Origin of the sequence: Xanthomonas prunicola (genome assembly GCF_002846205.1) — a bacterium.
GTDB lineage: Bacteria > Pseudomonadota > Gammaproteobacteria > Xanthomonadales > Xanthomonadaceae > Xanthomonas > Xanthomonas prunicola.
Genome location: NZ_PHKV01000004.1, coordinates 226,501 through 250,118, shown reverse-complemented (window position 1 = coordinate 250,118; position 23,618 = coordinate 226,501). Strand labels below are relative to the sequence as shown.

The following is a 23,618-nucleotide window of genomic DNA, read 5'->3' as shown; positions in this document are numbered from 1 at the left end:
GCAGTCAATCAGCGGCCTGCCTGCTTTGCGCAGGCCGAGCAGATCCGCTCCACGTGGTAGCCGCGTGCACGCAGGCGCTCCACTACCCCGTCGGTCCCCAGCAAATGCAGCGCACCGACCACCACCAGCGTGGTACCGCTGCCTTTGCCAAGCCGCTGTTCCAGACGCGGCACCCAGCGCGCATTGCGCTCGACATTGATGTCCTGATAGAGCGCCGGGTACTGGCGGCGCATGTCTTCTGCCATTTGCGTGGACAGCGTATGCACGTCGCCATTGCGCCAGGCCGCATGCAGCTGGCGCAATTGGACGGTGGCATCTGCCTCGTCCAGCGGCTCTTCCAGCAACTGATGCTGCTCGGTAGGCGACATGCCATCGAGCAACGCGATCTGTTCGGCGGCGCGCTCCAGGCCATCGGCCGGTTTGCCGCGCGCCTGCGCCTGTTCCATCAGGTAATGGTCCAGCCCAGCGTTCGGGTCCATACCTTGCCGGGTCATCTCGGCCAGGCTGATCGTCAGTGCCACGAACCAGGGCTTGAGCGGCTGCAAGCTCTCCAGCGACATGCCGTACCTGCGCGCGTAGGCACTCAGTGACTGCCAGGTTTTTGCGTCCAGCGTGTCCTGCAGCGTGCGCCCGTCGGTGCGCCGCGCGGCCTGCAGCATGCGACTGGCCAGTTCCGGCGACTGCGCATCGTCAGGCGGCAACTCGAATAGCAGACGGTCGGCCTTGGCGAAGGCCTGCATCACATCCGGCGCTAGCGGGTAGTCGCTGGGCTTGAGCACATGGAACGAACCCAACAGATACAAGGTGCCGCCCTTGCCATCGACCTTCCACAGCAGCGGCACCGGCGGGCCGGCCGGCGCATCGCTGACGCCGCGTGCCCACAGCGGCGCAAGCGCCCCGCTCCACAAGGTCAGGCCGAGCAGCGCGACGCCGCACCAGGCGGCAACACGTTGGCGCATCGCCGTTGTCCGTTGCCCCGTCATCGTGCTTTCCCGCATCTATCAACGTCACCCATGTCAGTGCGACACCTTGTAGGCCTTCTCGCCCGCCGATACCGCCAGATCTATGCGATTCTCCGGCGGCGGCAGCGGGCAGGTGGCGAATGGGGTAAATGCGCATGGCGGGTTGTAGGCACGATTGAAGTCGACCACAACCTTCCCGGAGGCATCGGGCACGTCCAGATCCAGAAAACGCCCGGCCGGATAGCTGCCGTGGCCGCTGGTGCGATCGGCGAATACCACAAACATCGGCCGCCCTGGCTCGCCGATGGTTTCCAATCGATAGGTTTTGCCGTCGCGCTCGAACGCGATCGCACCCGCATTCGGCTGCTCGCTGCTGATACCGACGATATCCACGATCGGGATGGTCTTGCCGACAGGATTGGGCACGTAGCGCGCGCTGATACGCCAGGACGGATCCAACGGCCAGTAGTCCAGTCCAGCGAAGTGCGTGCGCGACGTCGCGTCGGCATGCTTGACGCGCAGCGCATAGCGGTCACCGCGATGGATCAGGCTCAACACCCCTTTGCCATCGTCGAAATGGATCAGGGTGGGCTGCGGATCGCGGTCGGACTGGAAGCGGATCCGGCTGGTCAGCGGCTTGCCATCGAGGGTCAGCGCGGCGCCGCGCTCGGGCACGAACCAGACCGCATTGTTCTCAGTGGCCACCATGCCCATCTTGGGCGGGCCCACTGCGAGTTTGATACCGCTGTCGGCGCTGCTGCCGATGTAATGCGCCTTCAGCGACAGCCAGTGCAGACCCACTAGGCTGGTCCAGCCATCGGGCGCGCGCAGTTCTTTCAGACGCGCTTGGCGCCAGGCGGCCGTGTCGGCCAGGAATGTCTTGTCGAGTGCGACCGGCGCCGCCGGAGGGGCCGCATCGCGCCCGCAACCGACCAATACCGCTGCGACCAGCATGCCGAGCAGCCAGCCCTTCCCCCTGTGCACTGCCATCAACGCCCCCTGAGAAACCAACGATCGATATCGCTCAGCGTAAACCGCGCCCAGGTCGGTCGGCCATGGTTGCATTGGCCCGAGCGCTCGGTCGCTTCCATATCGCGCAGCAGCGCGTTCATTTCCGGCACGGTGAGGCGGCGGTTGGCGCGTACTGCGCCGTGGCACGCCATGGTGGAGAGCAGTTCGTCGCGTGCGCTGGCAATGCGACGGCTTTGACCATGCTCGCGTAGATCGCCCAGCACATCGCGCAGCAGCGCCTCCGGTTCGGCATTGGCCAGCAACGCGGGAATGCTGCGCACGTGCAGCGACTGCGGACCGGCGCGGGTGATCTCGAACCCGAGCGTGGCAAGCGTGTCGGCTTCGCGCTCGGCGGTGTCGGCTTCGCGCTCGCCCACTGCCAACGTCATCGGCACCAGCAACGGCTGCGCGTGCAGGCCGATGCTGTCGTGCGCAGTTTTAAGCCGCTCGTAGCCGATGCGCTCGTGCGCAGCGTGCATGTCCACCACGATCAAGCCCTCGGCGTTTTCGGCCAGGATGTAGATGCCGTGCAACTGCGCGATGGCATATCCGAGCGGCGGCACCCCACTGTCTTCTGCAGTCGCCGGCAATCCGGTGCCGGCCAGGGCCGGCATCCCCGCCGATTGCTGGGCGCTGCTCGGCGGCGGCGCATACAGCGCGCTGTAGGCGGCGCGCGCCTCGTCCACGCGCAGGCCCAGCGGCGTCTGCGCAGGCGTCCAGCTGGCGTAGCTGTAGCCGCCACCGCCGGTACCGGGTGAGCTGCCATGGCTCGGAACGCCTCCGCTGCCAATGCCGCCAATTCCTGCAGACGTGGCGCCCGCGTAGCCGACGCCATCGCTGCCGATGCTGTTGGGCGTGGCGCCGGCGCGCGTCTGTGCCAGGGCATCCTGCAAGGTGCGATAGACGAAGTCGTGAATCAGCCGCGCTTCGCGGAAACGCACCTCGTGCTTGGCCGGGTGCACGTTGACGTCCACGCGCGCCGGGTCCAGCTCGAGAAACAGCACGTACGCGGGCTGGCGGCCATGGAACAACACATCGCCGTAGGCCATCTTGACCGCATGCGCCACGCTGCGATCGCGCACCGAGCGGCCGTTGACGTAGAGATATTGCTGATCCGTGCTGGCCCGCGAGTAATGCGGTTGCGCGACCCAGCCATGCAGCCGCAGGCCGGCGCCGCTGTGATCCACGCGCAAGGCCTGACGCGCGAAGTCCTCGCCCAGGGTTTCGCCCAGCCGCGCATCCGAATACAGATCGCCCGGCTTGTAGCGGCGCGACGGCTTGCCGTTGTGCGCCACACGCAATTCCACATCCGGGCGCGCCAACGCCAACGAACGCAGCCACTCTTCGATATGTCCCAGTTCGGTACGCTCGGCGCGCAGAAACTTGCGCCGCGCCGGCACGTTGAAGAACAACTCGCGCACTTCCACCGTTGTACCGGGCGCATGCGCGTGCGGCGTCACCTCGCCAAGCCGCCCGCCTTCGATCTGCAGCGCCGAGCCGTGTTCGGCATCGTGACGGCGCGAGATCAGCGTAAAGCGGCTGACCGAGGCGATCGACGGCAGGGCTTCGCCGCGGAAGCCGAGCGTAGCGACGGTTTCCAGATCGTCCAGCGAGGCGATCTTGCTGGTGGCATGCCGCGACACCGCCAACGGCAGCTCATCGGGCGTAATGCCACCGCCGTTGTCGCGGATGCGGATCAGCCGCACGCCGCCCTCTTCCAGATCGATGTCCACGCGGGTGGCCCCGGCATCGAGGGCGTTTTCGACCAACTCCTTGACCACCGAGGCGGGACGCTCGACGACTTCGCCGGCAGCGATCTGGTTGATCAGGATCTCGGGTAACTGACGGATCGCCATCAGCGCACGCTTGAGCGCTGGCAGCGCAAAACAGGATGGATGTCGGGGGTGGCAGGCAAGACGAACGTCGGCACGGCAATCCGGCGGCGCGCAGGCGCCGTCACTCAGGGAATCAGTGCGGAATGATAGCCCAGCGGGTCAGCGACTGCCGCCGGCCACGGTGCCGACGGCATCGGCCTCGGCCTGCGCGCGCGCGGCAAACAACGTGCCCGGCGGCGGCTGACGGGTGAAGAAGGTATCGATGCCATCCAGCACGGCGGCAGCGATCTTGCGCTGGTAGGCCGGGTCGATCAGGCGGCGTTCTTCGTCCGGGTTGGAGATGAAGGCGGTTTCGACCAGCATCGCCGGCATGTCGGAGGTGCGCAGCACCGCGAAATTGGCGCGCTCCAGCTGCGGTTTGTGATTGTTGCCGATACGCTTGAGGCCACCAAGCACATGGCCGGCGGCATCCTCGGAGGCCTTCATGTGGCCGCTCTGCGCCAGGTCCAGCAGCACATTGGCCAGCGTGCTTTCGGTTTGTTGCAGCCGCACGCCACCCACCAGATCGGCCGCGTTTTCCTTATCGGCCAACCAGCGCGCGCGTTGCGACGAGGCGCCCTTGGTCGACAGGACGTACACCGACGAGCCGGTCGCACTGCGATTTTCTGCAGCGTCGGCATGGATGGAAATGAAGATGTCGGCCTTCGCAGCCCGCGCCTTTTGCGCGCGCATGGGCAACGGAATGAACACGTCGGTGTCGCGGGTCAGGTACGCCTTCATCCCGGGCGTGGCGTTGATCTGGCGTGCCAGTTCGCGGCCGACCGCCAGGGTCACGTCTTTTTCGCGCTTGCCGGTCGGACCCATCGCACCCGGATCCTGGCCACCATGGCCGGGATCGATGGCGACGATCAACGGCCGCATGCCTGGCGCCATCTTGACGCGCGATGCCTCGCTGGGCAGCACCGGACGCGGCGGAAGGTCGTCGTCGTTTGCGGCGGCCACCACACTCGACCCGCCGTTGGGGGCGACTGCTGGGCTACTCCCTGACATCGCTCCCGTCGGTGCGCTGCCGCCGTTCAAGATGGCAGCTGCGGATGCGCTACTGCCGGCGGCCACTGCCCCAGCCGATGCGTTGCCGCTGGGCACGCTGGCACGGTTAGGCGTGCTGCCTGCTACGCCAGTCGGCGCTGCGTTATGAGTGGTGGTGCCGGGCCGCAGCGTCGGTACGCCAGTGGCGACGGTTGTCGGAACCGACGCCTGAGTGACAGTCGGCATCGCCGATGCCGGCACGTACGGTGCAGGCGGCGGAGTTTGTGGTTGGGGCGGCGGCACCGAGGAGGCGCGCTGCGCAGAAGCGGCCAGCGCAGCGGTTGCGCGCGCGGCCTCGCGCTGCGCGTCAAGCGGACGCGGCGCGGGGGCAACCGTTGGCGCCGCCGCAACGGCGGAGGTCACTGGCGGGGTCGGATCGCCCGGCCACTCGATCACCAACGTCGACCCGCTCCCCATGGTCTGCATCTGCGGCTTGAGCGGCGTCACCGGCGTTGCCAGCTCGAACACCACCCGGAACGTCCCCGGCACCGGCTGACCGGTGCGCACCGACGTCACCAACCCGGCAGCGGACGGTAGTTTGAGGCCGCGCACGCCGGAGGAATCTGGAAAATCGACGACCAAGCGATTCGGGTTCGCCAGCGACAAGGTTTTGAACCCACCGCTGCCGACGAGTTGAATTTCTGCGCGAGTTCCGGTTGCGCCGGTACTCACGCCAACACCCTTGATTTCGCCGGCCCACGCAGCAAAAACCGCCAGGCTGAGGCTGGCGGTCAGGGCGGAAACACAGAACTGGCGGATCCCCGGTGTCATGGCGCTGGATTCAATCATCCAAGCGTGTGAATTGCAAGGTGATTTCCCTTAATAATCCACAACCTGGCGTTCATTCTTCTCGTGAGGCGGCAAAAAGGGGCTGCAACTGGGGCTGCCGCGACAGACGCTCCAGCCAACCGTGCCCGACCGCGCTACGGCCCTGCAACCGAACGCTACGCCCTTCGCCGGCAACGACCAGTTCTACGTCTAGATCGACCGGCGGCAGGACACCGGCGCCGCGCTCCGGCCATTCAACCAGCCACAGGCTCGCACTGCCCTCGTCGAGCCCGAGAAAATCCAGCTCTCCGGCGTGGCCGATGCGATACAGGTCCAGATGCCAGGCTTCATCGCCGGTACTCAGCCGATAGCGTTCGACCAGGGTGTAGGTCGGGCTGCGGATCGGCCCGGTGACGCCGAGTGCGCGCAGCAGCGCGCGTGCGAGGGTGGATTTGCCGGCGCCCAGGTCGCCATGCAACTGCACCACCGCGGTGACGGGCCGCGCTGCGGCCAGGGCCTGGCCCAGGGTTTCGGTGGCCTGCGCGTCGTGCAGGTGTCCGTTGAGGTCGATCATGCAATGGCTCCAGCGTTGGCGAGGCGGCGCAGTTCTGGAAGCAGATCGGTTGGCAGTAAGCCGCGCTCGCCTGCCTGCGCAGCCGCATCGCCGGCGCAGGCATGCAGCAATGCGCCAAGGCTGGCGGCGTCGAATGGCGACCAGCCCTGCCCCAACAATGACGCAATGACACCGGTCAAGAGATCCCCCATGCCGCCGACCGCCATGCCCGGATTCCCTGCGTCGATAATGCGCGGCACCGCGTCTGGCGCGGCGACCACGGTGCCGGCGCCTTTCAGCACCACCACCGCGTGATAGCGCTTTGCCAATTCAGCCGCAGCGGCCGGACGATCGCGCTGAATCTGCGCGGTCGAACGTCCCAGCAAACGACCAGCTTCGCCCGGGTGCGGGGTCAGAATCCGCGGGCCACGTGCCGGCACCGCGTTGCCAGCCAGCAGATTCAAGCCATCGGCGTCGATCACCACTGCCGTGTCGGCGCCCAGCGCCGAACGCCACAACGCGTGAGCCCAGGCGTCCTGCCCTAGCCCGGGTCCGAGCGCGACTGCGTCCGCCGCCTCGGCCAGGGTGGCGATATCGTCATCGGCCTGCACGGCGCGCACCATCGCTTCGGGGCAGCGGGCCAGCAGTGGGGTCACATGCTCGGCACGCGTCGCGACCTGCACCAAGCCGACGCCGCTGCGCAACGCCGCTTCGGCAGTCAGCATGATGGCGCCACCGCTGCCGAGATTGCCGCCCACGCACAGCACCCGCCCGGATTCGCCCTTGTGCGTGTTGCGACGACGTGGGCGCAACTGCGCCGCCAGTGCATCGCCATTCCAACTGTGCGCGGCAGGCGTCAGTCCATCGAATGCAGACGCAGGCACCTCCAGCGGCGCGACTGCGCGCTCGCCGGCGTTTTCCAGCGCGTCACCGGTGTAGAGCCCCAGATGCGGCACGATGAACTGCAAGGTCAGCGCAGCGTTTACCGCGGCGCCGAAAGCCACCCCGTGATCTGCATCGATGCCACTTGGCACATCCAGCGCGAACACCGGCACGCCGGCCGCGTTGATGGCGTCGATCAACGCAGCGGTCGCGTCGTCCGGTGCGCGATTCAGGCCGATGCCGAACAGCGCATCGACGATCACATCCGCCTGCGCCAGCGGGTACGGAAACAATTCGATCGCGCCACCGACCGCCAGGTAGTCGGTGCAGGCCCGCTGCGCCAGGTCCGATTCGGGGCCGTGCTCGGGCAGATGCACCACGCGCACCTGGCGCCCCGCCCGGTGCGCCAGACGCGCCAGCACATAGCCATCGCCGCCATTGTTGCCGGTACCACATACCACCACGAGGCGTCGCGCCTGCGGCCAGCGTTCCAGCAACCACTGCCAGGCGGCCTGCCCGGCGCGTTGCATCAGGATGTAGCCGTCGCCGCCAAGCAGCGTGGTGGCCTGCGCATCGAGCGTGCGCGCGGCGGTGGTGTCGTAAAGATCGAGCGGTGCGTACATGCCGGGAATTCTATACTTGTCGCCATGTCTGCCGTCCTTGCCCGTCCCACCCCTGCCGATGCCGCCGCGCGCATTCGCGTGCTTGCGCGCGAAGCCGGCTTTCAACGCTGCGGCATTACCGGCATCGAGCTGGGCGCAGACGAGGTGCATCTGCGCAGCTGGCTGGAAGAAGGCCTGTACGGCACCATGCACTGGATGGCCCAGCACGGCGACAAGCGCTCGCGCCCGCAGGAGCTGGTACCTGGCACCTTGCGCGTGTTGTCGGTGGGCATGGATTACGGCCGCAAGGACGACACCGAGGCCTGGAACACCTTGCACGACGGCACACGCGCCTACGTGGCGCGCTATGCACTAGGGCGTGATTACCACAAGCTGATGCGCAACCGGCTGCAGAAGCTGGCCGAGCGTATCCAGGGCGAAATCGGCGCATTCGGTTTCCGCGTGTTCGTCGATTCCGCGCCGGTGCTCGAACGCGCGTTGGCGCGCAATGCCGGCCTGGGCTGGATCGGCAAACATACCTGCCTGATCGATCGCAACGGCGGCTCGTGGTTTTTCCTGGGCGAGATCTACCTCGACCTGCCGCTGCCGATCGACACGCCCGCAACAGCGCATTGCGGCACCTGCACGCGCTGTATCGATATCTGCCCCACCCAAGCCATCATCGCGCCGTACCGGCTGGATGCGCGCCGCTGCATCGCGTACCTCACCATCGAACACGACGGCGCAATTCCAGAAGACATGCGCAAGCCGATCGGCAACCGCATCTTCGGCTGCGACGATTGCCAGCTGATCTGCCCCTGGAACAAGTTCGCCAAGCGCACCGACGAAGCCGATTTCCGCGCCCGCAATGCGCTGGACGTGGCCACGCTGCCACAGCTGTTCGCCTGGGACGAAGACGAATTCCTGCGTCGCACCGAGGGCAGTCCGATCCGCCGTAGCGGACACGAACGCTGGCTGCGCAATATCGCCGTCGGCCTGGGCAATGCGCCCGGCACGCCAGAGGTGTTCACGGCACTGGAAGCGCGTCGTCACGACGATGCGGCGCTGGTGCGCGAACACGTTGGTTGGGCGCTGGCGCAACACGGTCTGTGAGCCGACAGGCATTGACTAACGCGCGTTGCGCCTACGCCATCTGCGACACGACAATCACCGAGGGAGTCACCGGCCGCATAGGCGTTCGCCAGCGATCACCCACGATCTTCGTCGCTACGGGATAATACGGCGATGGCCGACCGCAACGAACAGATCCTCACCCCCAGCCAGCTCAATTCGCTGGCGCGCGACCTGCTGGAAGGCAGCTTTCCGCTGGTCTGGGTGGAAGCCGAACTGAGCAGCGTCACCCGGCCCTCGTCGGGGCATCTCTATTTCACGCTGAAGGACGCGCGTGCGCAGATCCGCTGTGCGATGTTCAAGCCCAAAAGCACCTGGCTGAAATTCCAGCCGCGCGAAGGCCTGCGCGTGCTCGCGCGCGGGCGCCTGACCCTGTACGAAGCACGCGGCGATTACCAGCTGGTGCTCGACCATATGGAAGAAGCAGGCGAAGGCGCCTTACGTCGCGCCTTCGACGAATTGCGCGCACGTCTGGCTGCCGAAGGCCTGTTCGATGCCGAGCGTAAGCAGGCACTGCCTGCGCATGTGCAGCGACTTGCGGTGATTACCTCGCCCAGCGGCGCAGCGGTGCGCGATGTGCTCAGCGTGCTGGCCAGGCGCTTTCCACTACTGGAAGTGGACCTACTGCCCTCGCTGGTGCAAGGCGACAGCGCCGCCGCACAGATTACCTCACTGCTGCGACGCGCCGATGCGTCCGGGCGCTACGACGTCATCCTGATCACCCGCGGTGGCGGCTCGCTGGAAGATCTGTGGGCCTTCAACGACGAGCGCCTGGCGCGCGCGATTGCCGCTGCGCAGACACCCGTGGTGTCTGCGGTCGGCCACGAGACCGACTTCAGCCTCAGCGATTTCGTGGCCGACGTGCGTGCGCCCACGCCCTCGGTCGCGGCCGAATTGCTGGTGCCCGATCAACGCGAGCTGGTCGCGCGCGTGCGGCGCGCGCAGGCACGCATGACTCAGCTGCAGCAATCCGCCTTGGGCAATGCCATGCAACGCGCAGACCGACTTGCGCTTCGCCTGCGTGCACATAGCCCGCAGGCACGACTGCAACTGCTCCATCGCCGCCAGGAAGAGGCCGGTCGCCAACTGAGTGCGCGCATGACGCAAATGCTCGAGCGCTTGCAGGCACGTGTGCAGCGTGGGCAAGCGCAGGTGCAATCACACAACCCGCAACGTCATCTGGCCGGCTTGCAGCAACGCCTGCGGGCGTTGCACCCCCAGGCGGCGATGCAACGGCGCCTGCAGCACGATCAGCTGCAGCTGCGCAGCATTGCGCGCTCGCTGGAAGCCGTCAGCCCGCTGGCCACGGTTGCGCGCGGCTACGCCATCGTGACCCGCCCTGCCGATGGCAGCGTCGTACGCAGCGCCGCCGAGGTGGTAGCAGGCGAACACCTCCGCGCACAGCTGGCCGATGGCAGTATCGAAGTGCGGGTAGAGTCTGGCGAGAGTTGACAGCAAGCCACGCGCGACAGCGTGGCTCCTGTAGCAATGCCGGCACTCAGCGCCGGCATGAACGCTTCGAAGGTTCCCACTTCACGTCGTTCCGCGAAGGTCGGCCCGGTACCAGAGAGCACCGTCGAACACGCGACGGGTGGCGGGTGAATCCGGGATCTCGTTGAAGTAAGGCCGCTAGCCGTGCTTGGACTCGAGCACCTTCGCATGGTGGAAGGTGCACGGTGACGATCGTTACTTGTCGATCAACGCTCTAGAAAACGTTATGCAGGGCGCTTCGCTAGCTCACAGCCGCGTTAGGAGCGGCTGGGCGCTTGCGCGATCGGTGTTTGCGCTGCGTGCTGCCAGCCTTGCATCAGCAGCCCGGCCAGCACCACCGGATCGTGGTCGAAGTGGTGCCCACCCGGGCGTGCCAGCACCTGCACGCCGCGTGCGCGCAGTTCCGGGCACAGCGTGTCTTTTTCTTCGTCGCCGTAGATGCATTGCAGGCGGTGCGCATCCAGGGACCGGATAGCCGGCTCCACATCGCGCTCGGCATCGTTATGCCAGCCCAGCCAGCCACCGACGCGCACCTTGAAGTCTGCCTCATGGCCAAGGCCCAGCAGGCTGACGAACTGCACCGAGGCACGTTGCTGCGGCGAGAGTTCCGGATAGGCGAACGGCAATACATCGGCGCCGAACGAATAGCCAACCAGGGCGACATGCTGGATATGCCAACGCTCGCGATAGCTGGCGATCACCCGATCCAGGTCCGCGCCAACTTGCTGCGGCGTGCGACTGCCCCAGAAGTAGCGCAGGCTGTTCCAGCCCACCACCGACACGCCCTGCTGCTGCAGCTGCGCGGCGATGCCTTTATCCAGTTCGCGCCAGCCGCCATCGCCGGAGAGCATCACCACCAGCCGGTCGCTGCCTGACGCGTGCAGTTCTACGAGCGGCAAATCACCCAGGCCTTGCGACTGCGCAGCCAGGAAGTGGCCGCGTGTGGCTGCGGCGATCTGCATTGGGCTGGACTCATCGGCCAGATCGTCCAGGAAACCCTGACTGGCATTGGGCATATCGCGCGAGCATGCCAGCCCTGGATCCCTGCTACCGGCATCGGCGACCACCGCCCCGCCCAGCACGTCGGGCGCGGCCGAGGCCACTGCTTGGCGCGCCAGCACGGCACCGTCGCCCTGCCCCACCAGCACCGGCGGCAAGAACGCATCGACATGTTCGGCGCGCAACAATTTCTTACCCAGCCGCTCGGCATCGTCGGCCAGCGAGCTGCAGGCGACTTGGTGCGCGCGCGCGCGTTCGCGGTATCTTGCGGTGTCGACCACCGCCACCAGGGCGCCATCGTTGCTCAGCGTGTCGGCCAGCCGCTGGCTGTCCTGAGGATGGCCGCTATCGGGCAGCAATATCACCATCGCCTTGGGCGTGCCTTCCGGGCGAATCACTTCGACCGAGCCGTAATGCCCGGCTGTATTACTGTTCTGCAGATGCCGCGCCACGGCGTAGCCGCTGCCGCCAATCAGCAAAATCGCTATGACCCAACGAAACATCTTGATCCCCATGCCCATCACGGCGTCCCCATCATGCGATTGCAATTTGACCACAGCAGACACGGCCGGTTTCATCGTTGACGTGCGCGCCGTTCGTCACCGTTAAGCCAGCTGAACAAAGTATATTGCGCGTGACGGCCTGGCTCGCAACCCGCAGTCTGCCGCTGTGCTTTACAACGCTCATAGAACGGCCGGAACGACCGCACCAAAAACTCAACGATCTTGGTCAATCGTTCGGCACCGCTGTCGAGTGGAGGTAGCGAGAAGCGAACCGCCGTCCGCAAGCACCCCAAAAACTGCTTGTGCCAGCGCAGCGTGCCTGCGGCAGTGTTCGCTCGTCGTGCGGTAAAGAGACCTAGCTCGTTTCGCCTGCGCCCAGGCCTGCCTCTGTCGGCACGAACACGCTCTCGTACAGCCATAGCCAGAGCGCACCGTCGGTCCGAGAATGTCTCCCAGCGGCTACAACACGAAGCCGAGTGCGGCGGTCACACAGGGCACGATCGCCGCGCCGCACGCCATGTCAGCAGCAGTTAAATTCCACGCGCCACGCGGAAGCCAATACGCGCACTGGTGGTGTCCGAATCCTGCGACTGCCGCCAGGCCGCACGCGTCTGTTGCGGCGAATTGGCCCAGCTGCCGCCGCGGATCATGCGCTGGCGGCAGCCCGGGTTGTACCAGGCAGCGCCATCGGCGGGAGCACGGCGGTAGCTGGCGTGCCAGCAGTCGGCCACCCATTCGCTCAGGTTGCCGCCCATGTCGTGCAGCCCCCAGGCGTTGGCGCGAAAGCTGCCGACCGGCGCCGGGCCCCAGAAGCCGTCCCCGTAGCCGACGAACCCGTTGTTCCAGTGCCTGCCGCTGCGCGAGACGTCGTTGCCGCCTGTAAAGTTACCGGCATCGGGCGGAGGCGAGCCCGCATTGCCCCACGGGTAGCGCCCGGTGGTGCCGGCACGCACGGCATATTCGAACTCGGCCTCGCTGGGCACGTGGTAATGGCGGCCGGTCTGTTCCGAAAGCCAGGATGCGTACGCTTCGGCGTCGCGAACGCTCACGTGCATGACCGGGCTGTTGGGCGCGGCCTGGGCGCCGTTGTAATCGGACTGCCAATCCACGCCGCTGCGGCGGATGAAATTGCCGCTGCGCTCGTCGTACACCACCGAATGCCCGCGCCGGGTGGCACGCGGGCGCGCACCGGTGGCTTCGACAAACTGACGGAACTCGGCGACCGTGACCTCGGTGATCGACAACGCAAAGCCGCGCGCGAAGCGCACGTAATGTGCCGGGCGCTCGTTGTCGGATGCACCCGGTTCGGCATCGCCGGCCCCCATCTGGAACGCGCCATGCGGCACCACGATCATCTGTGGGCCGCGCCCACCGACGTTGAGTCCGTCCGTGAACACCTGTCCGGGACGGAAGCTGCCGTAGTGCGTGGCCAGCTCCAGGCGGCGACGCAGATCGCCAGCCACCGGGTCGCCGGGGTCGGCGATGCGCAGCACTTCGGCAAGTTTTTCGCCGGCCGCCTTGAGCCCACGCGGCGAGGTCAGATCGTGCAAACCGGCATCGTGCAACGCGGCGATTTGCGCGCGGCGCATGCGCTCCACCCGCGCGCGCGCATCGGCGATGGTGGGCGCGCGCTCGCGCACCTGACCTGCCATCTGCAGCCAGTAACGGGCACCGATGAAGTCGCTTGCCTGTGCCGCCTGTTCGGCGCGCTCCAGCAGGCCGCTTTCCACGGCTGCCAGGCCCTGTCGGGTGCGCGGGTTGTCGGGGTCCAGTTGCGCGGCATCGCGAAAATTCACCAGCGCGCCATTGCCGTCTTCGCCCAGCCGTCCACCGCGCAGGTCTTCCTCGCCAGCGCGATTGAACGCCAGCACGCGCTGCGCGGTCTCCACCTCGCGTTGCAGGGCGCGCACCTTGGGGTCTTGTGGCGCGAGGGCGAGCGCGACGAAGGCCACCTCGCGTGCCTGCTCCAACGTATCGTCCTGACGCTCGGTCTGTTCGATCAATGCCGCGCCGCGTTCAAGCAGCCGGCGGCGCGCCTGCTCCAGGCCGCGACGGCTGGCTGCATCCTTGCCACCGGCACGCTGCTGAATCGCCAGATACAGCGGGATCGCATCGCTGGCATCGCGATACAGGCGGTCTTCCTGCAATGCCTGGTCGGCGCGCTTGCGCACCTGCGTCAACGGCTCATCGCCTAACGCCACCGCGGGCGGCTGCCAGTGCGCCACGGTCTCGGCGGATTCTTCGCCGCCGATGGAGACATTCGGCTTGCTCGGCGCGGCGGCGGCAGGCGCCGGTTGGGGCGCAACCGCGGGCACCGGTGTCGGTGTGCGCGAACAGGCGCACACGCCAAGCGCGGCCAACAAAACGCAGCAAGCAGCCGTCAGGCGGGGGGCGCCGGCGCGCAGGAACCGGAGTGTCCGAATGGTCCATGCCGATTCCGGGCACCGGCCGCGCCCGCCTGGTGCCTGCGCAGTCGTTTTGCTGGTCGCTCTCAGCGCGACCATTGCCCACGCTGCCATCCGGTCACCGCACTCACCCACCACCTGCTCCTTCCAGTGCTCTGCCGCACGACAGGCGATCGCGACGTTAGGCTATTCTGCGCGTTCTGCGCAAACCCTTGCTGTCGACGGAAATCACGTGCCCCATTGGATCACCCACCCCTCCGAGCTGACCGACCGCCTGCAGGCAGCGCGCCCGTCGCGGATCGGCCTGGATACCGAATTCATTCGCGAACGCACCTACTGGCCGCAACTGGCACTGGTGCAGATGGCCATCGGCGAGGAGATCCTGTTGATCGACCCGCTGATCCCTGGTATGAACGAGGCGCTCAAGGAGTGGTTGACCGCCACCGACATCGTCAAGGTGATGCATAGCGCCAGCGAAGACCTGGTCACGTTCAAATGCGCGTGTGGTGCGTTGCCGCGGCCGTTGTTCGATACCCAGATCGCTGCAGCGCTGGCCGGTGTTGGCGGTGGCATGGGCTACCAGAAACTGGTGCAGGAAGTGACTGGCACCTTGCTGACCAAGGGCGAGACGCGATCGGACTGGATGCGTCGCCCGCTGTCGCCGTCGCAGCTGGAATACGCCGCCGACGACGTGCGCTATCTGTTTGCGATCCACGACGAACTCACCCGCCGCCTCACCGAGCAGGACCGCCTGGACTGGCTGGCCGAAGATGCCGAACGCCTGCTCGCCACGGTGGAGCACGACGATGGCGAACGCTGGCCGCATGTGAGCCTGCGCACCGCGCAATTCCTGGAGCCGGCGGCGCAACGGCGGCTACTGCGCCTGCTGCGTTGGCGCGACCTGCAGGCGCGTCAAAGCGATCGCCCGCGTAGCTGGATTCTGGACAACGAACTGGCCAGCCAACTGGCGCGGTTCCCGCCCGCCGATCTGGACGCGTTGCTGCGCCAGTTCGATAAATTTCCCAAGGCGCCGCGCAAGCTCGCCAATGCGGTGTGGGACGCGCTCAATACTCCCCTGCCCGACGAAGAACATGCGCCACTGGCCCAAGCCGCCACCGACGGCAACAAGGCCGTGCTCAAGCGCCTGCAGGACACCGTGGCGCAGCGCAGCCGTGAACTCGGTCTGCCGGATGGTCTGCTGGCCTCACGTAGGCACCTGGAAACCTTGATCGAACAGCGCAGCTGGCCCGCGGCGCTAGGCCAGTGGCGGCGTGCGGTGCTGGAAGCGCAGGTGATGCCGCTGCTGGAACAATCCGCAGCGTAACTTGCTAGCGGTTTGACACGTAAGCCCGCAGCGATGCGGGCTTTTTTCTTGGATTGCGTAGCAGCGGCGTCACGCCTCAGTCCGCGTCCTGCTCCGCCCAGCGGGTCAGGTTCTGCCGGATGCGGTCCATGTCTGCCCATGGATCCTTGCGACGGCGGCGCAGCTTCTCAGGTACATCGCGCAAAGTGAAGGCATCGGCGCGCTGCAGCTTGGACAACTCCGACCACGCCAGCGGCAACGCAACCGGCGCACCTGGTCGGCCACGCAGTGAATAGGAGGCCACTGCGGTGGCGCCGCGGCCGTTACGCAGGTAGTCGACGAAGATGCGCTTGTTACGCAGGCGCTTGGTGGCAGCGGCGATGAACCGCTGCGGCTCGGCCTGCGCCAAGGCATCGGCAAAGCCCTTGGCAAAGCGCTTGGTGACTTCCCAATCGCAGCCCGGGTTCAAGGGCACCACCACGTGCAGACCCTTGCCTCCGGAAACGCGCAAGAACGATTCCAGTTCCAGTTGCGCCAGCAACTTACGGATATCGTTGGCCGCACGTTTGACCTCGGCAAACGGCACATCCGGGCCCGGATCGAGATCGAATACGACGCGGTCGGCGACATCCGGGTGGTCGGCATGCGAGCCCCAGGGATGGAATTCCAGCGCATTGAATTGCACCAGTTCCAGCAAGCCGGACGCATCCTCCACGACCAGATAATACGCATTGCTGCCGGTCTCTTCGGTCAGCTTGACAGAACTCACGCGCTCAAGGCCAGCAGTGTGGTGTTTCTGGAAAAAACACGGTTTTTCCGCACCACTTGGGCAGCGGATGACCGACAGCGGCCGGCCCACGATCTGCGGCAACAGGTGGTCCATCACCGCTTGGTAGTAGTCCCAGACGTCGCGTTTGGTCGCGCGGATATCCGGGTAGATCAGCTTGGTCGGGCTGGACAGCGTCGGTAGCGCGTCCGATGCAGCTGAGGCAAGTGCCGATTTGCGCGTTGTCGCTGCCGCACGCGTTGCCCCGCGTTTCGGTGCCTGTGTCGCCACAGTGTCGGCATGTTTCGCAACACGCTTTGGCAAACGCTTGGCAGAAGACATTGAAACTGGGCCATCTACCGCATCGCTGTCGGTAAGATCGGCAATGCGCTTATCCGGGCGCAGCGCCTTGAACGAGGCCTGGCGCAACAAGTGCTGCCCACCGATGCCGCGATAGAACACCTCCACCACGAAACGTGGCGCAAACCAGGTGGCCCCGCGCAAGTCGGTATCGCTAGTGGGAACATGCGCAGTGGGCTTGCGGCCACCACCGCCCTCCAGTTGCTGGGTGATCTCGCGCATCAACGCATCGGAGAATCCGGACCCAACGCGGCCTACGTACAACCAGCCATGCACCGGGTCCGGCGTGGCCAACAACAGCGAGCCAAAGCCGCTGCGGCTGCCCTTGGGCGCGGTGTAGCCGACCACCGCATATTCCTGGCTGGCAAGCTGCTTGGTCTTGCGCCAATCGTCGCTGCGTCCTTGGCGATAAGGGCGATCTGCGCGTTTGGAAATGATGCCCTCAAAGCGCTGCTCGCCGGCCACCCGGAACGCCTCGGTGCCATCGCCTTCCACATGCGAGCTGTAGGCCAGACGCGCGTTGGGCGTCGCCTCAAGCACCTGCTGCAACAAGTGCTTGCGCTCGCGCAGCGGCGCTTCGCGAATATCTACTCCGTCCACGTGCAGCAGATCGAACACTGCCAGCGCCAGCGGCATCTGGCGTTCGCCAGACAGGGTGGCCTGCAAGAGATTGAAGTCTTCTTTGGTGCCGCGTCCGGCTATCAATTCGCCATCGATCTGCGCGCTGCGCAGGCCCAGCAACTGAATCGCATCGGCGATCTCTGGCGTCTTGTCGGTCCACTCCAGCGCATTGCGCGACCACAGCCGCACCTTGCCAGCGGTGACCGTCGCCAGGATGCGGTAGCCGTCCCATTTGATTTCATGCAGCCACTGCGCGCCTTCTGGTGGCGCCTGTCCCAGCGTGGCCAGCTGCGGCGCAAATGCGGCGTCTTCCCTCTCGGCGCACCGTGCATTGGTCAGCGTCAGCGCCTGCCTTGCCCAGGTACCGCGCTTTTTCGGGGCCGGCGGCGGCACGGTTGTCAGCGCCTTGCGCTTGGTCTTGCCGGTGCCTGCACGGCGCACATCGTCGGCAGGCGCGGCGGCGACATCGGCTAATAGATCGTCCGCCTCCACCGTGCCGGCGTAGGCATCGTTCTCTTTGAACAGCAACCATTGCGGCTGCCGCGCCGGTTTGCTGGAACGCACCAGATGCCAGCCGCCCTTGAGCTTGTTGCCGAACAACTCGAAGCGCAAATGCCCCTTGGCCAGCTGCGCCTCCGGGTCGCCCATGGTAGTCCACACGCCATGGTCGAACTGCGCCACATGCCCGCCGCCATACTCGCCCTTGGGAATCTCGCCCTCGAAGCTGGCGTAGTCGACCGGGTGATCTTCGACCTCCACCGCCATGCGCTTGACCTTGGGGTCGTAGCTTGGCCCCTTCGGCACAGCCCAGCTCTTGAGCGCATCGCCCACCTGCAGGCGGAAGTCGTAGTGGCGACGGCTGGCGTGGTGCAACTGCACTACGAAGATCGCGCGCTGTCCTTGCGGCAAGGCCTTGCCCGGTTCTGGCTCGCGGGTCTTGGCGAAGCTGCGCTTGCGGCGGTACTCGCTCAGGCTCATGGCAGACCTTTCCGCTTATTTGCCTGGGTGCCGGCGCACGCTGGCAGCGACCGGGCCGACCTTCTGCACGACCGCGCGCAGCTCCTCGATGCTGATACCCAGGGGCTTGGTCCAGTACTGCAGCTCGCAGGCTTCATTGGCGTTAATGCAGTCGCGGTCCGGCAAGCCGACCTTGCGTGTGTCGTCACTCATTGCATGCTCCTGTATCGTCATGGTCGGGTCTGCCAAGTCCGAGCCCTTCGGCTAGACAACGCCCGTAGCGACAATGCAAAAGCGTTCGAACAGGCGTCGTGAAAGGCCTGTTCACGCTGTGTGCAAGCCCCTGTTCCATAACGGCCGACCCCGGGCCACATGCCATAATGCCGCGCGCCCTTTCGGGCAGCGTGTCCACCCTTTATTCCGAGGCCATACCTCTGTGAGCAATACCACTTCGAAACTGGATTCCATCGCGCAAGCCAAAGCCAAGCTGCTGGACGAACTGCAGAAGCTGGAAGAGCAGGAGAAAACTGAGCGCGCGAGCGAGGCATCCTCTGCGCATGCCACCATCGTCTCGCTGCTCGAACAGTTCGCCGGTCACTTCAACACCAAACAGCGCAACGACATTGCCGCGTACCTGGGCACCACTGCCGCGCGCAAGGAAGTGGTCAAGAGCGGCCGCAGCGAAGTGAAGCCCAAGTACGAACTGCCGCACACCGGCGAAACCTGGTCCGGCCGTGGCCGCACCCCGAAGGCTTTCGCTGCCTGGGAAGGTTCGGTGTCGTACAAGGAATGGAAGGCCAAGAACCCGGACCTCAAGTTCCCGCTGGTTCGCGAGTAAGGCCAAGGCGCACACGACCGTGCCGCGGTGCACGGCCGGCTGCGTCCTTCGCTTGGCGAACCGCGCAGCTTGTGGGTAGAATCGAAACACGTGGGGCGGTAGCTCAGCTGGGAGAGCGTCGCGTTCGCATCGCGAAGGTCGAGGGTTCGATCCCCTTCCGCTCCACCATCGAATCAAACGAACGCGCCCTGGAAACGTCATGTTTCCGGGGCTTGTGCGTCTTGAAGGGCATTGCTCAGCGACGCGTTGTGCAAGGCAGCCGGTCGCCGTGGCGTGGGGATCACATCGCGCGCGCTAACGTCCGGCTTCCCCCTTAGCGGACCCAGATCATGAGCACGAAAGACCAGCAACCCGACCCTGTCGCCGACGATGCGCACGGCATGACTGAGAGCCAACAGGACCGCAAGCATGACGATGCCGCCAAGCAGCGCCAGGGCCAGGAAGATCTGAAGGTGCACGACGAGCACAGCCGCCGCCCCAAGGGCACGGTTGGTCAGGGAGAGTGAGTTAGCCCAAGCCACAGCCTGGCATCGCGCCGTGCCCGGGTCGCGCTGAGACGGTCGACCTCTACGCACCATCGCCCGCAAGACCGTACGACGTCTCGCGCACCTGACAACGCGAGGTCTGCGGGACCGGGATCGGGCGCCGTTACGCGCCCCTGCTCCTGTGGCAAGATCCGGATAGGCGCTCGCCGGTATACCGATGCCCTGGGAAGCAGTGCCATGGCGGCACGGCGATCACATCGGCCAGCGTCTTGCCGCCTTATTCCTTCATCGCCTTGATGGCGCCTTGTTCCGGTGGTGCTTTGCATGCAAATACCCGACGCACCTACGTTGCATCTGATCCACGCAACGCTGCTCCCAGGCGGCGTCAACGCGAACTTCGGTGCCCGCTTGCCAGCCAACGAAGATGAGCGTGTGGAGGCGCTGCATGCGTACCGCTTGCTGGACACCGCACCTGAGCCGAGCTACGACGCGTTCACCTCGATTGCAGCAACGCTCTGCCGCACGCCGATGGCGCTGATTTCGCTGGTCGATACCCATCGGCAGTGGTTCAAATCCAGGATCGGCATGCAGGCGACCGAGACGCCGCGCGAGCTGTCCTTTTGCGCGCACGCCATTCTTGAACCCGATCAGGTGATGGAGGTTGGCGACACCCATCTGGACGCGCGTTTCGTCAGTAATGCGCTGGTCACGGGCGAGCCGCAGATCCGTTTTTATGCGGGCGCGCCGTTGCTGACCTCCGACGGTATCGCGCTGGGCACTCTGTGCGTGCTGGATCACTCCCCGCGTCGCTTGTCGGTGGCCGAGCGCGACGCGCTGCAGGCACTGGCCAAGCAAGTCGTCAACACCATCGAACTGCAACAGGCCGCCCGACTGGTGGAACTGGATGCCTTGCGCGATGTGCTTACCGGGCTATGGAATCGCGCCGGGCTGGATCACGCCTTGCATGCGCTTGCAGACGCGCCCAACGCAGCGCCAGACGCCACGCTGGGCTTCATGTTGATCGAACTGGACGGCTTCAAACGACAAAAATTGCAGGCCGGTGCAGCAGCGGCAGATGCCACCTTGCTGCAGGTCGCTGCCGTGCTCGAAGCACAGCTGCCGCCCGCCGCAATCGTGGCGCACCTGGCCTGCGACCAATTCTGCGTGGCGCTGCCGACTCTCTCTACATCTGCAGCACTCGCTGCTGCCGAAGGCGTGCGCAGGACCATGGAAGACGCAGCCTGGCCCACCGGCCCGTTGACCATTAGCGCCGGGCTGGTGGATGTTGCCGCGCACGCTGCGCTCGACAGCAATACCTTGCTGGCACGCGCCCGGCACGCGCTGCAGCAGGCGCGTCGCGATGGCCGCAACCGCGTACACCGCTTCGCCGGTTGGCACCTACAGGATTGATCGGCGCACTGAGGGCTGGCCGTTCCGCTACGCCGCTGCAGCTCAGGCCGCCAGTGCGTCGGCGTTTCCGGCGATCTCGTCCACCTGCAGCACCTGCTCCATCTCCAGCAAGACCACGAAGCGCTCGCCCACCTTGCCCATGCCGCGCAGCAAATCGCGGCGGATATGGGTGCCGAATGAGGGTGCCGCTTCGATGTCCTGATCGGCCAGTTCGATCACTGCGTTGACCGCATCCACCAGCACGCCGATCACCTGCGTGCCTTGTGCCTGCTCGGTGGCCAGAATCACGATGCAGCTGCGTTTGCCGATCGCGCTGTCTGCGCGCCCAAGCCGAGACTGCAAGTCGACCACCGGCACCACTGCGCCACGCAGATTGATCACCCCGCGCACGCAATCGGGCATCGACGGCACTGGCGTAGGAGTGCGGTATTGAATGATTTCGCGAATTCCGAGAATGCTGGTGGCGAAGGTTTCGCCATCCAGTTGGAAGGTCAGGTACTGGGCCGCCGCGTCGGCGTCGCCAGGCATCACGTCGGGGGTCTGTGCGTCCATTGATGCTCTCTCAGAAGCGTGCGAATTGACTTTCGTCCGGGCCTTCGGCCATGGCATAGGCCGGCGCCGCGTTGCCGCGCCAGCTGCGCGCACTGCGTTCGCGCGGCTGCCCGCTGCTGGAACGGCTGGGCCGGGTGGGAACCGCCCTGCCGCGCCGGGGAGCGGTGGCGACCGGCTCCTGCCCGCCGAGCCGGAAGAACGCCATGCTCTGCTGCAACTGCTCGGCCTGCGAGCTCATTTCCTCGGCCGTGGCAGCCAATTCCTCCGAGGCGCTGGCATTTTGCTGGGTGGTCTGGCTCAACTGCACCACAGCCGCATTGATCTGGCTGACGCCGGACGACTGCTCTTCCGATGCGGCGGAAATTTCCTGCACCAGGTCCGATGTACGCTTGATGCTTGGCACGATGGTGTCCAGCAGCCGGCCGGCACGGTCGGCCAGCTCGACGCTGGAGCTGGCGACCTCGCCGATCTCCTGCGCAGCGATCTGGCTGCGTTCGGCCAGCTTGCGCACTTCGGCGGCGACCACCGCAAAGCCCTTGCCATGCTCGCCTGCACGCGCCGCCTCGATGGCCGCATTGAGCGCGAGCAGGTTGGTCTGGTAAGCGATGTCGTCGATGATGCCGATCTTCTGCGCGATCTGCTTCATCGCCTTGGTGGTGGCGACCACGGCTTCGCCGCCTTCGATGGTTTCCTTGGCCGCCTGCGTGGCCAGACTGTCGGTGACTTTGGCGTTTTCGGTGTTCTGTCCGATCGAGGCGGTCATCTGTTCCAGCGAGGCGCTGGTCTCTTCGACGCCAGCTGCCTGTTCGGCTGCGGCCTGGCTCAGCGATTGCGCCGTGGCGCTGACTTCCTCCGACGAACCGGACAGCAGTTCGGCGCTGGAATTGACCTCGCCCACCACCGCCACCAGCTTGCTGACCATCAGCTTCATTGCCGCCATTGCGCTGGTAGTGTCGTTCTGCCTGGTCTGCACCTGCATGGTCAGATCGCCCTGCGAAATCCGCGTGGCGACATCGACCACCATGCTCGGCTCGCCGCCGAGTTCGCGCATCAACGAACGCGCGATCAGGTAGCCGATCAACGCCGCACACGCCGCGGCCAGCAAGCTGCCCAGGATCAGCATGGAGTTGGTACGCGACTGCAGCTGATCGGCTTCGGCCGAGCGCGCGGCCAACAGCTCGCTTTCGGTGCGGCGCACTTCCGACATTTCCTCACGCATGCGATCCATGAACGCCTTGCCCTTGGAATCGCGCACCGTGGCAACCATCGTCTCCATCGATGCGGTTCCGGCATTGATCTTGCGGCGTAGCGCGATCTGCGGCTCGACCGCTTCGGACAGCCACCGCGCCTGCGCTTCCTTGACCGCGTTCAGACGAACCTGCTGCTTGGGATTGTCCGAGGTCAGCTTCTGCGCCTTGGCCAGATGCTTGTCGAATTCCGCCGTTCCGGTGTGGTACGGGGCCAGGAACGCATCCTCGCCGGTCAGCGAGAAGCCGCGTGCGCCGGTCTCGATATTGATCAGACTGCTGAGCGCCGCATCCGCCTCGGCCAGCACGTCATAGGTATGGTTGTTCCAGTAATTGGCTTGGGAAAGCTTGGTGACGTTGAAATAGGACACCCCTGCCAACACCAGAAGAATAGCGAGAACAGCGCTAAAGCCAGTGTAGAGCTTGGTAGCGACTTTGAGATTGTTGAACACGGGGATACCTTCAAGTGTGCTTGTTTCGGAAAAGTCCGATGAGGCTGGGCCGATGCAGGTTTGCCGTAAGGCAGGAGTGGGCGGGTGACACCGCTACACTTCAACCGTGCGCATAGGTCTATCGGCGATGCACAAATGCGCTTTAGACGCAAACCGGCGTATAGCGGCTATTCAGGTTTTTGCATATCCGTTTTTGTGACACCTGACATGGTGGGTAGGAAAACCCTGACAGGTTTGTGCGCAAACCATGGCGCCGCGTAGCGAACGCAAAGATGAAAAATGTGACACCCATCGTCCCGATTAACTCAGGTTTTACGCGGCGTGCGCCGCAACAACACGGATTGATCGAATGCGACCGGCTGGCAGGAGTGGGCAGCCCGCCTTGCGTGTAGGGGT

At 65.6% G+C, this 23,618-nt stretch carries 17 protein-coding genes, 1 tRNA gene, 1 other RNA gene and 2 pseudogenes; 7 read left to right on the top strand and 14 right to left on the bottom strand.

All coding sequences use genetic code 11. The features are described from left to right. Positions 1-8: 8 nt before the first annotated feature. The 6 genes from XpruCFBP8353_RS14495 to XpruCFBP8353_RS14470 form a co-directional block, all read right to left on the bottom strand. The gene (locus tag XpruCFBP8353_RS14495) at positions 9-983 is read right to left on the bottom strand and encodes a TraB/GumN family protein (RefSeq protein WP_101363845.1); all 975 of its coding nucleotides are present in this window, start codon (positions 981-983) and stop codon (positions 9-11) included. 33 nt (positions 984-1,016) lie between these two features. Continuing rightward, positions 1,017-1,952: a DUF1684 domain-containing protein gene (locus XpruCFBP8353_RS14490; RefSeq protein ID WP_101363844.1), complete on the bottom strand. Its 936-nt coding sequence runs from the start codon at positions 1,950-1,952 to the stop codon at positions 1,017-1,019. Further along, positions 1,952-3,829 (bottom strand): DNA mismatch repair endonuclease MutL, encoded by a 1,878-nt coding sequence (gene mutL / locus XpruCFBP8353_RS14485; protein ID WP_101363843.1) that lies wholly within the window; start codon positions 3,827-3,829, stop codon positions 1,952-1,954. Before mutL ends, XpruCFBP8353_RS14490 begins: the two co-directional genes overlap by 1 nt. Positions 3,830-3,967: 138 nt before the next feature. Further along, positions 3,968-5,668: an N-acetylmuramoyl-L-alanine amidase gene (locus tag XpruCFBP8353_RS14480; protein ID WP_207759644.1), complete on the bottom strand. Its 1,701-nt coding sequence runs from the start codon at positions 5,666-5,668 to the stop codon at positions 3,968-3,970. 70 nt (positions 5,669-5,738) lie between these two features. Continuing rightward, the gene (tsaE, locus tag XpruCFBP8353_RS14475; protein WP_101363841.1) at positions 5,739-6,239 is read right to left on the bottom strand and encodes a tRNA (adenosine(37)-N6)-threonylcarbamoyltransferase complex ATPase subunit type 1 TsaE; all 501 of its coding nucleotides are present in this window, start codon (positions 6,237-6,239) and stop codon (positions 5,739-5,741) included. Next, entirely contained in the window at positions 6,236-7,723 is a 1,488-nt protein-coding gene (locus XpruCFBP8353_RS14470; RefSeq protein WP_101363840.1) for an NAD(P)H-hydrate dehydratase, read from the bottom strand. Before XpruCFBP8353_RS14470 ends, tsaE begins: the two co-directional genes overlap by 4 nt. Before the next feature lie 24 nt (positions 7,724-7,747). Between XpruCFBP8353_RS14470 and queG the strand changes: the two genes are divergently transcribed. Together queG and xseA are read left to right on the top strand one after the other, a co-directional pair. Next, positions 7,748-8,815 (top strand): tRNA epoxyqueuosine(34) reductase QueG, encoded by a 1,068-nt coding sequence (gene queG, locus XpruCFBP8353_RS14465; protein ID WP_101363839.1) that lies wholly within the window; start codon positions 7,748-7,750, stop codon positions 8,813-8,815. Between the two features lie 132 nt (positions 8,816-8,947). After that, positions 8,948-10,285, top strand: coding sequence for an exodeoxyribonuclease VII large subunit (gene xseA, locus XpruCFBP8353_RS14460; protein WP_101363838.1), 1,338 nt, complete (start codon positions 8,948-8,950; stop codon positions 10,283-10,285). Positions 10,286-10,581: 296 nt separating this feature from the next. On the opposite strand, the gene XpruCFBP8353_RS14455 is transcribed toward xseA, so the two are convergent. From XpruCFBP8353_RS14455 to XpruCFBP8353_RS14445, 3 genes are all read right to left on the bottom strand, one after another. Beyond that, entirely contained in the window at positions 10,582-11,844 is a 1,263-nt protein-coding gene (locus XpruCFBP8353_RS14455; RefSeq protein WP_101364012.1) for an AcvB/VirJ family lysyl-phosphatidylglycerol hydrolase, read from the bottom strand. A gap of 512 nt (positions 11,845-12,356) precedes the next feature. After that, complete coding sequence (locus XpruCFBP8353_RS14450; RefSeq protein ID WP_101364011.1) at positions 12,357-14,141, bottom strand: formylglycine-generating enzyme family protein; 1,785 nt, start codon at positions 14,139-14,141, stop codon at positions 12,357-12,359. Positions 14,142-14,180: 39 nt separating this feature from the next. Continuing rightward, a non-coding RNA gene (locus XpruCFBP8353_RS14445) (sX9 sRNA) lies at positions 14,181-14,256 on the bottom strand. Positions 14,257-14,463: 207 nt separating this feature from the next. Between XpruCFBP8353_RS14445 and rnd the strand changes: the two genes are divergently transcribed. Next, entirely contained in the window at positions 14,464-15,555 is a 1,092-nt protein-coding gene (gene rnd / locus XpruCFBP8353_RS14435) for a ribonuclease D (RefSeq protein ID WP_101363837.1), read from the top strand. A gap of 76 nt (positions 15,556-15,631) precedes the next feature. On the opposite strand, the gene ligD is transcribed toward rnd, so the two are convergent. After that, complete coding sequence (gene ligD, locus XpruCFBP8353_RS14430) at positions 15,632-18,259, bottom strand: DNA ligase D (protein ID WP_101363836.1); 2,628 nt, start codon at positions 18,257-18,259, stop codon at positions 15,632-15,634. Positions 18,260-18,274: 15 nt separating this feature from the next. Beyond that, positions 18,275-18,451, bottom strand: coding sequence for a DUF3606 domain-containing protein (locus tag XpruCFBP8353_RS14425; protein WP_101363835.1), 177 nt, complete (start codon positions 18,449-18,451; stop codon positions 18,275-18,277). Positions 18,452-18,674: 223 nt separating this feature from the next. Between XpruCFBP8353_RS14425 and XpruCFBP8353_RS14420 the strand changes: the two genes are divergently transcribed. The 4 genes from XpruCFBP8353_RS14420 to XpruCFBP8353_RS14410 all read left to right on the top strand — a co-directional run bounded on the left by XpruCFBP8353_RS14420 (position 18,675) and on the right by XpruCFBP8353_RS14410 (position 20,971). Continuing rightward, positions 18,675-19,076 carry an H-NS histone family protein gene (locus XpruCFBP8353_RS14420; RefSeq protein WP_039516171.1) on the top strand — a complete coding sequence of 134 codons (402 nt, stop codon included), beginning with the start codon at positions 18,675-18,677 and terminating at the stop codon, positions 19,074-19,076. Between the two features lie 92 nt (positions 19,077-19,168). Next, positions 19,169-19,244, top strand: a tRNA-Ala gene (locus tag XpruCFBP8353_RS14415). 161 nt (positions 19,245-19,405) lie between these two features. Then, positions 19,406-19,582, top strand: a complete 177-nt coding sequence (locus XpruCFBP8353_RS23960; RefSeq protein WP_165786147.1) for a hypothetical protein — start codon at positions 19,406-19,408, stop codon at positions 19,580-19,582. A 303-nt stretch (positions 19,583-19,885) separates the two neighbouring features. Next, positions 19,886-20,971, top strand: coding sequence for a sensor domain-containing diguanylate cyclase (locus XpruCFBP8353_RS14410; protein ID WP_101363834.1), 1,086 nt, complete (start codon positions 19,886-19,888; stop codon positions 20,969-20,971). A 42-nt stretch (positions 20,972-21,013) separates the two neighbouring features. Here XpruCFBP8353_RS14410 and XpruCFBP8353_RS14405 read toward each other — a convergent pair whose 3' ends face one another. From XpruCFBP8353_RS14405 to XpruCFBP8353_RS24625, 3 genes and pseudogenes are all read right to left on the bottom strand, one after another. Then, positions 21,014-21,523, bottom strand: a complete 510-nt coding sequence (locus XpruCFBP8353_RS14405) for a chemotaxis protein CheW (protein ID WP_101363833.1) — start codon at positions 21,521-21,523, stop codon at positions 21,014-21,016. Positions 21,524-21,533: 10 nt separating this feature from the next. Next, positions 21,534-22,541 (bottom strand): annotated as a pseudogene (locus XpruCFBP8353_RS24630) (methyl-accepting chemotaxis protein); the annotation flags it as partial. 195 nt (positions 22,542-22,736) lie between these two features. Continuing rightward, positions 22,737-23,078, bottom strand: a pseudogene (locus tag XpruCFBP8353_RS24625) (CHASE3 domain-containing protein); the annotation flags it as partial. Positions 23,079-23,618 lie beyond the last annotated feature (540 nt).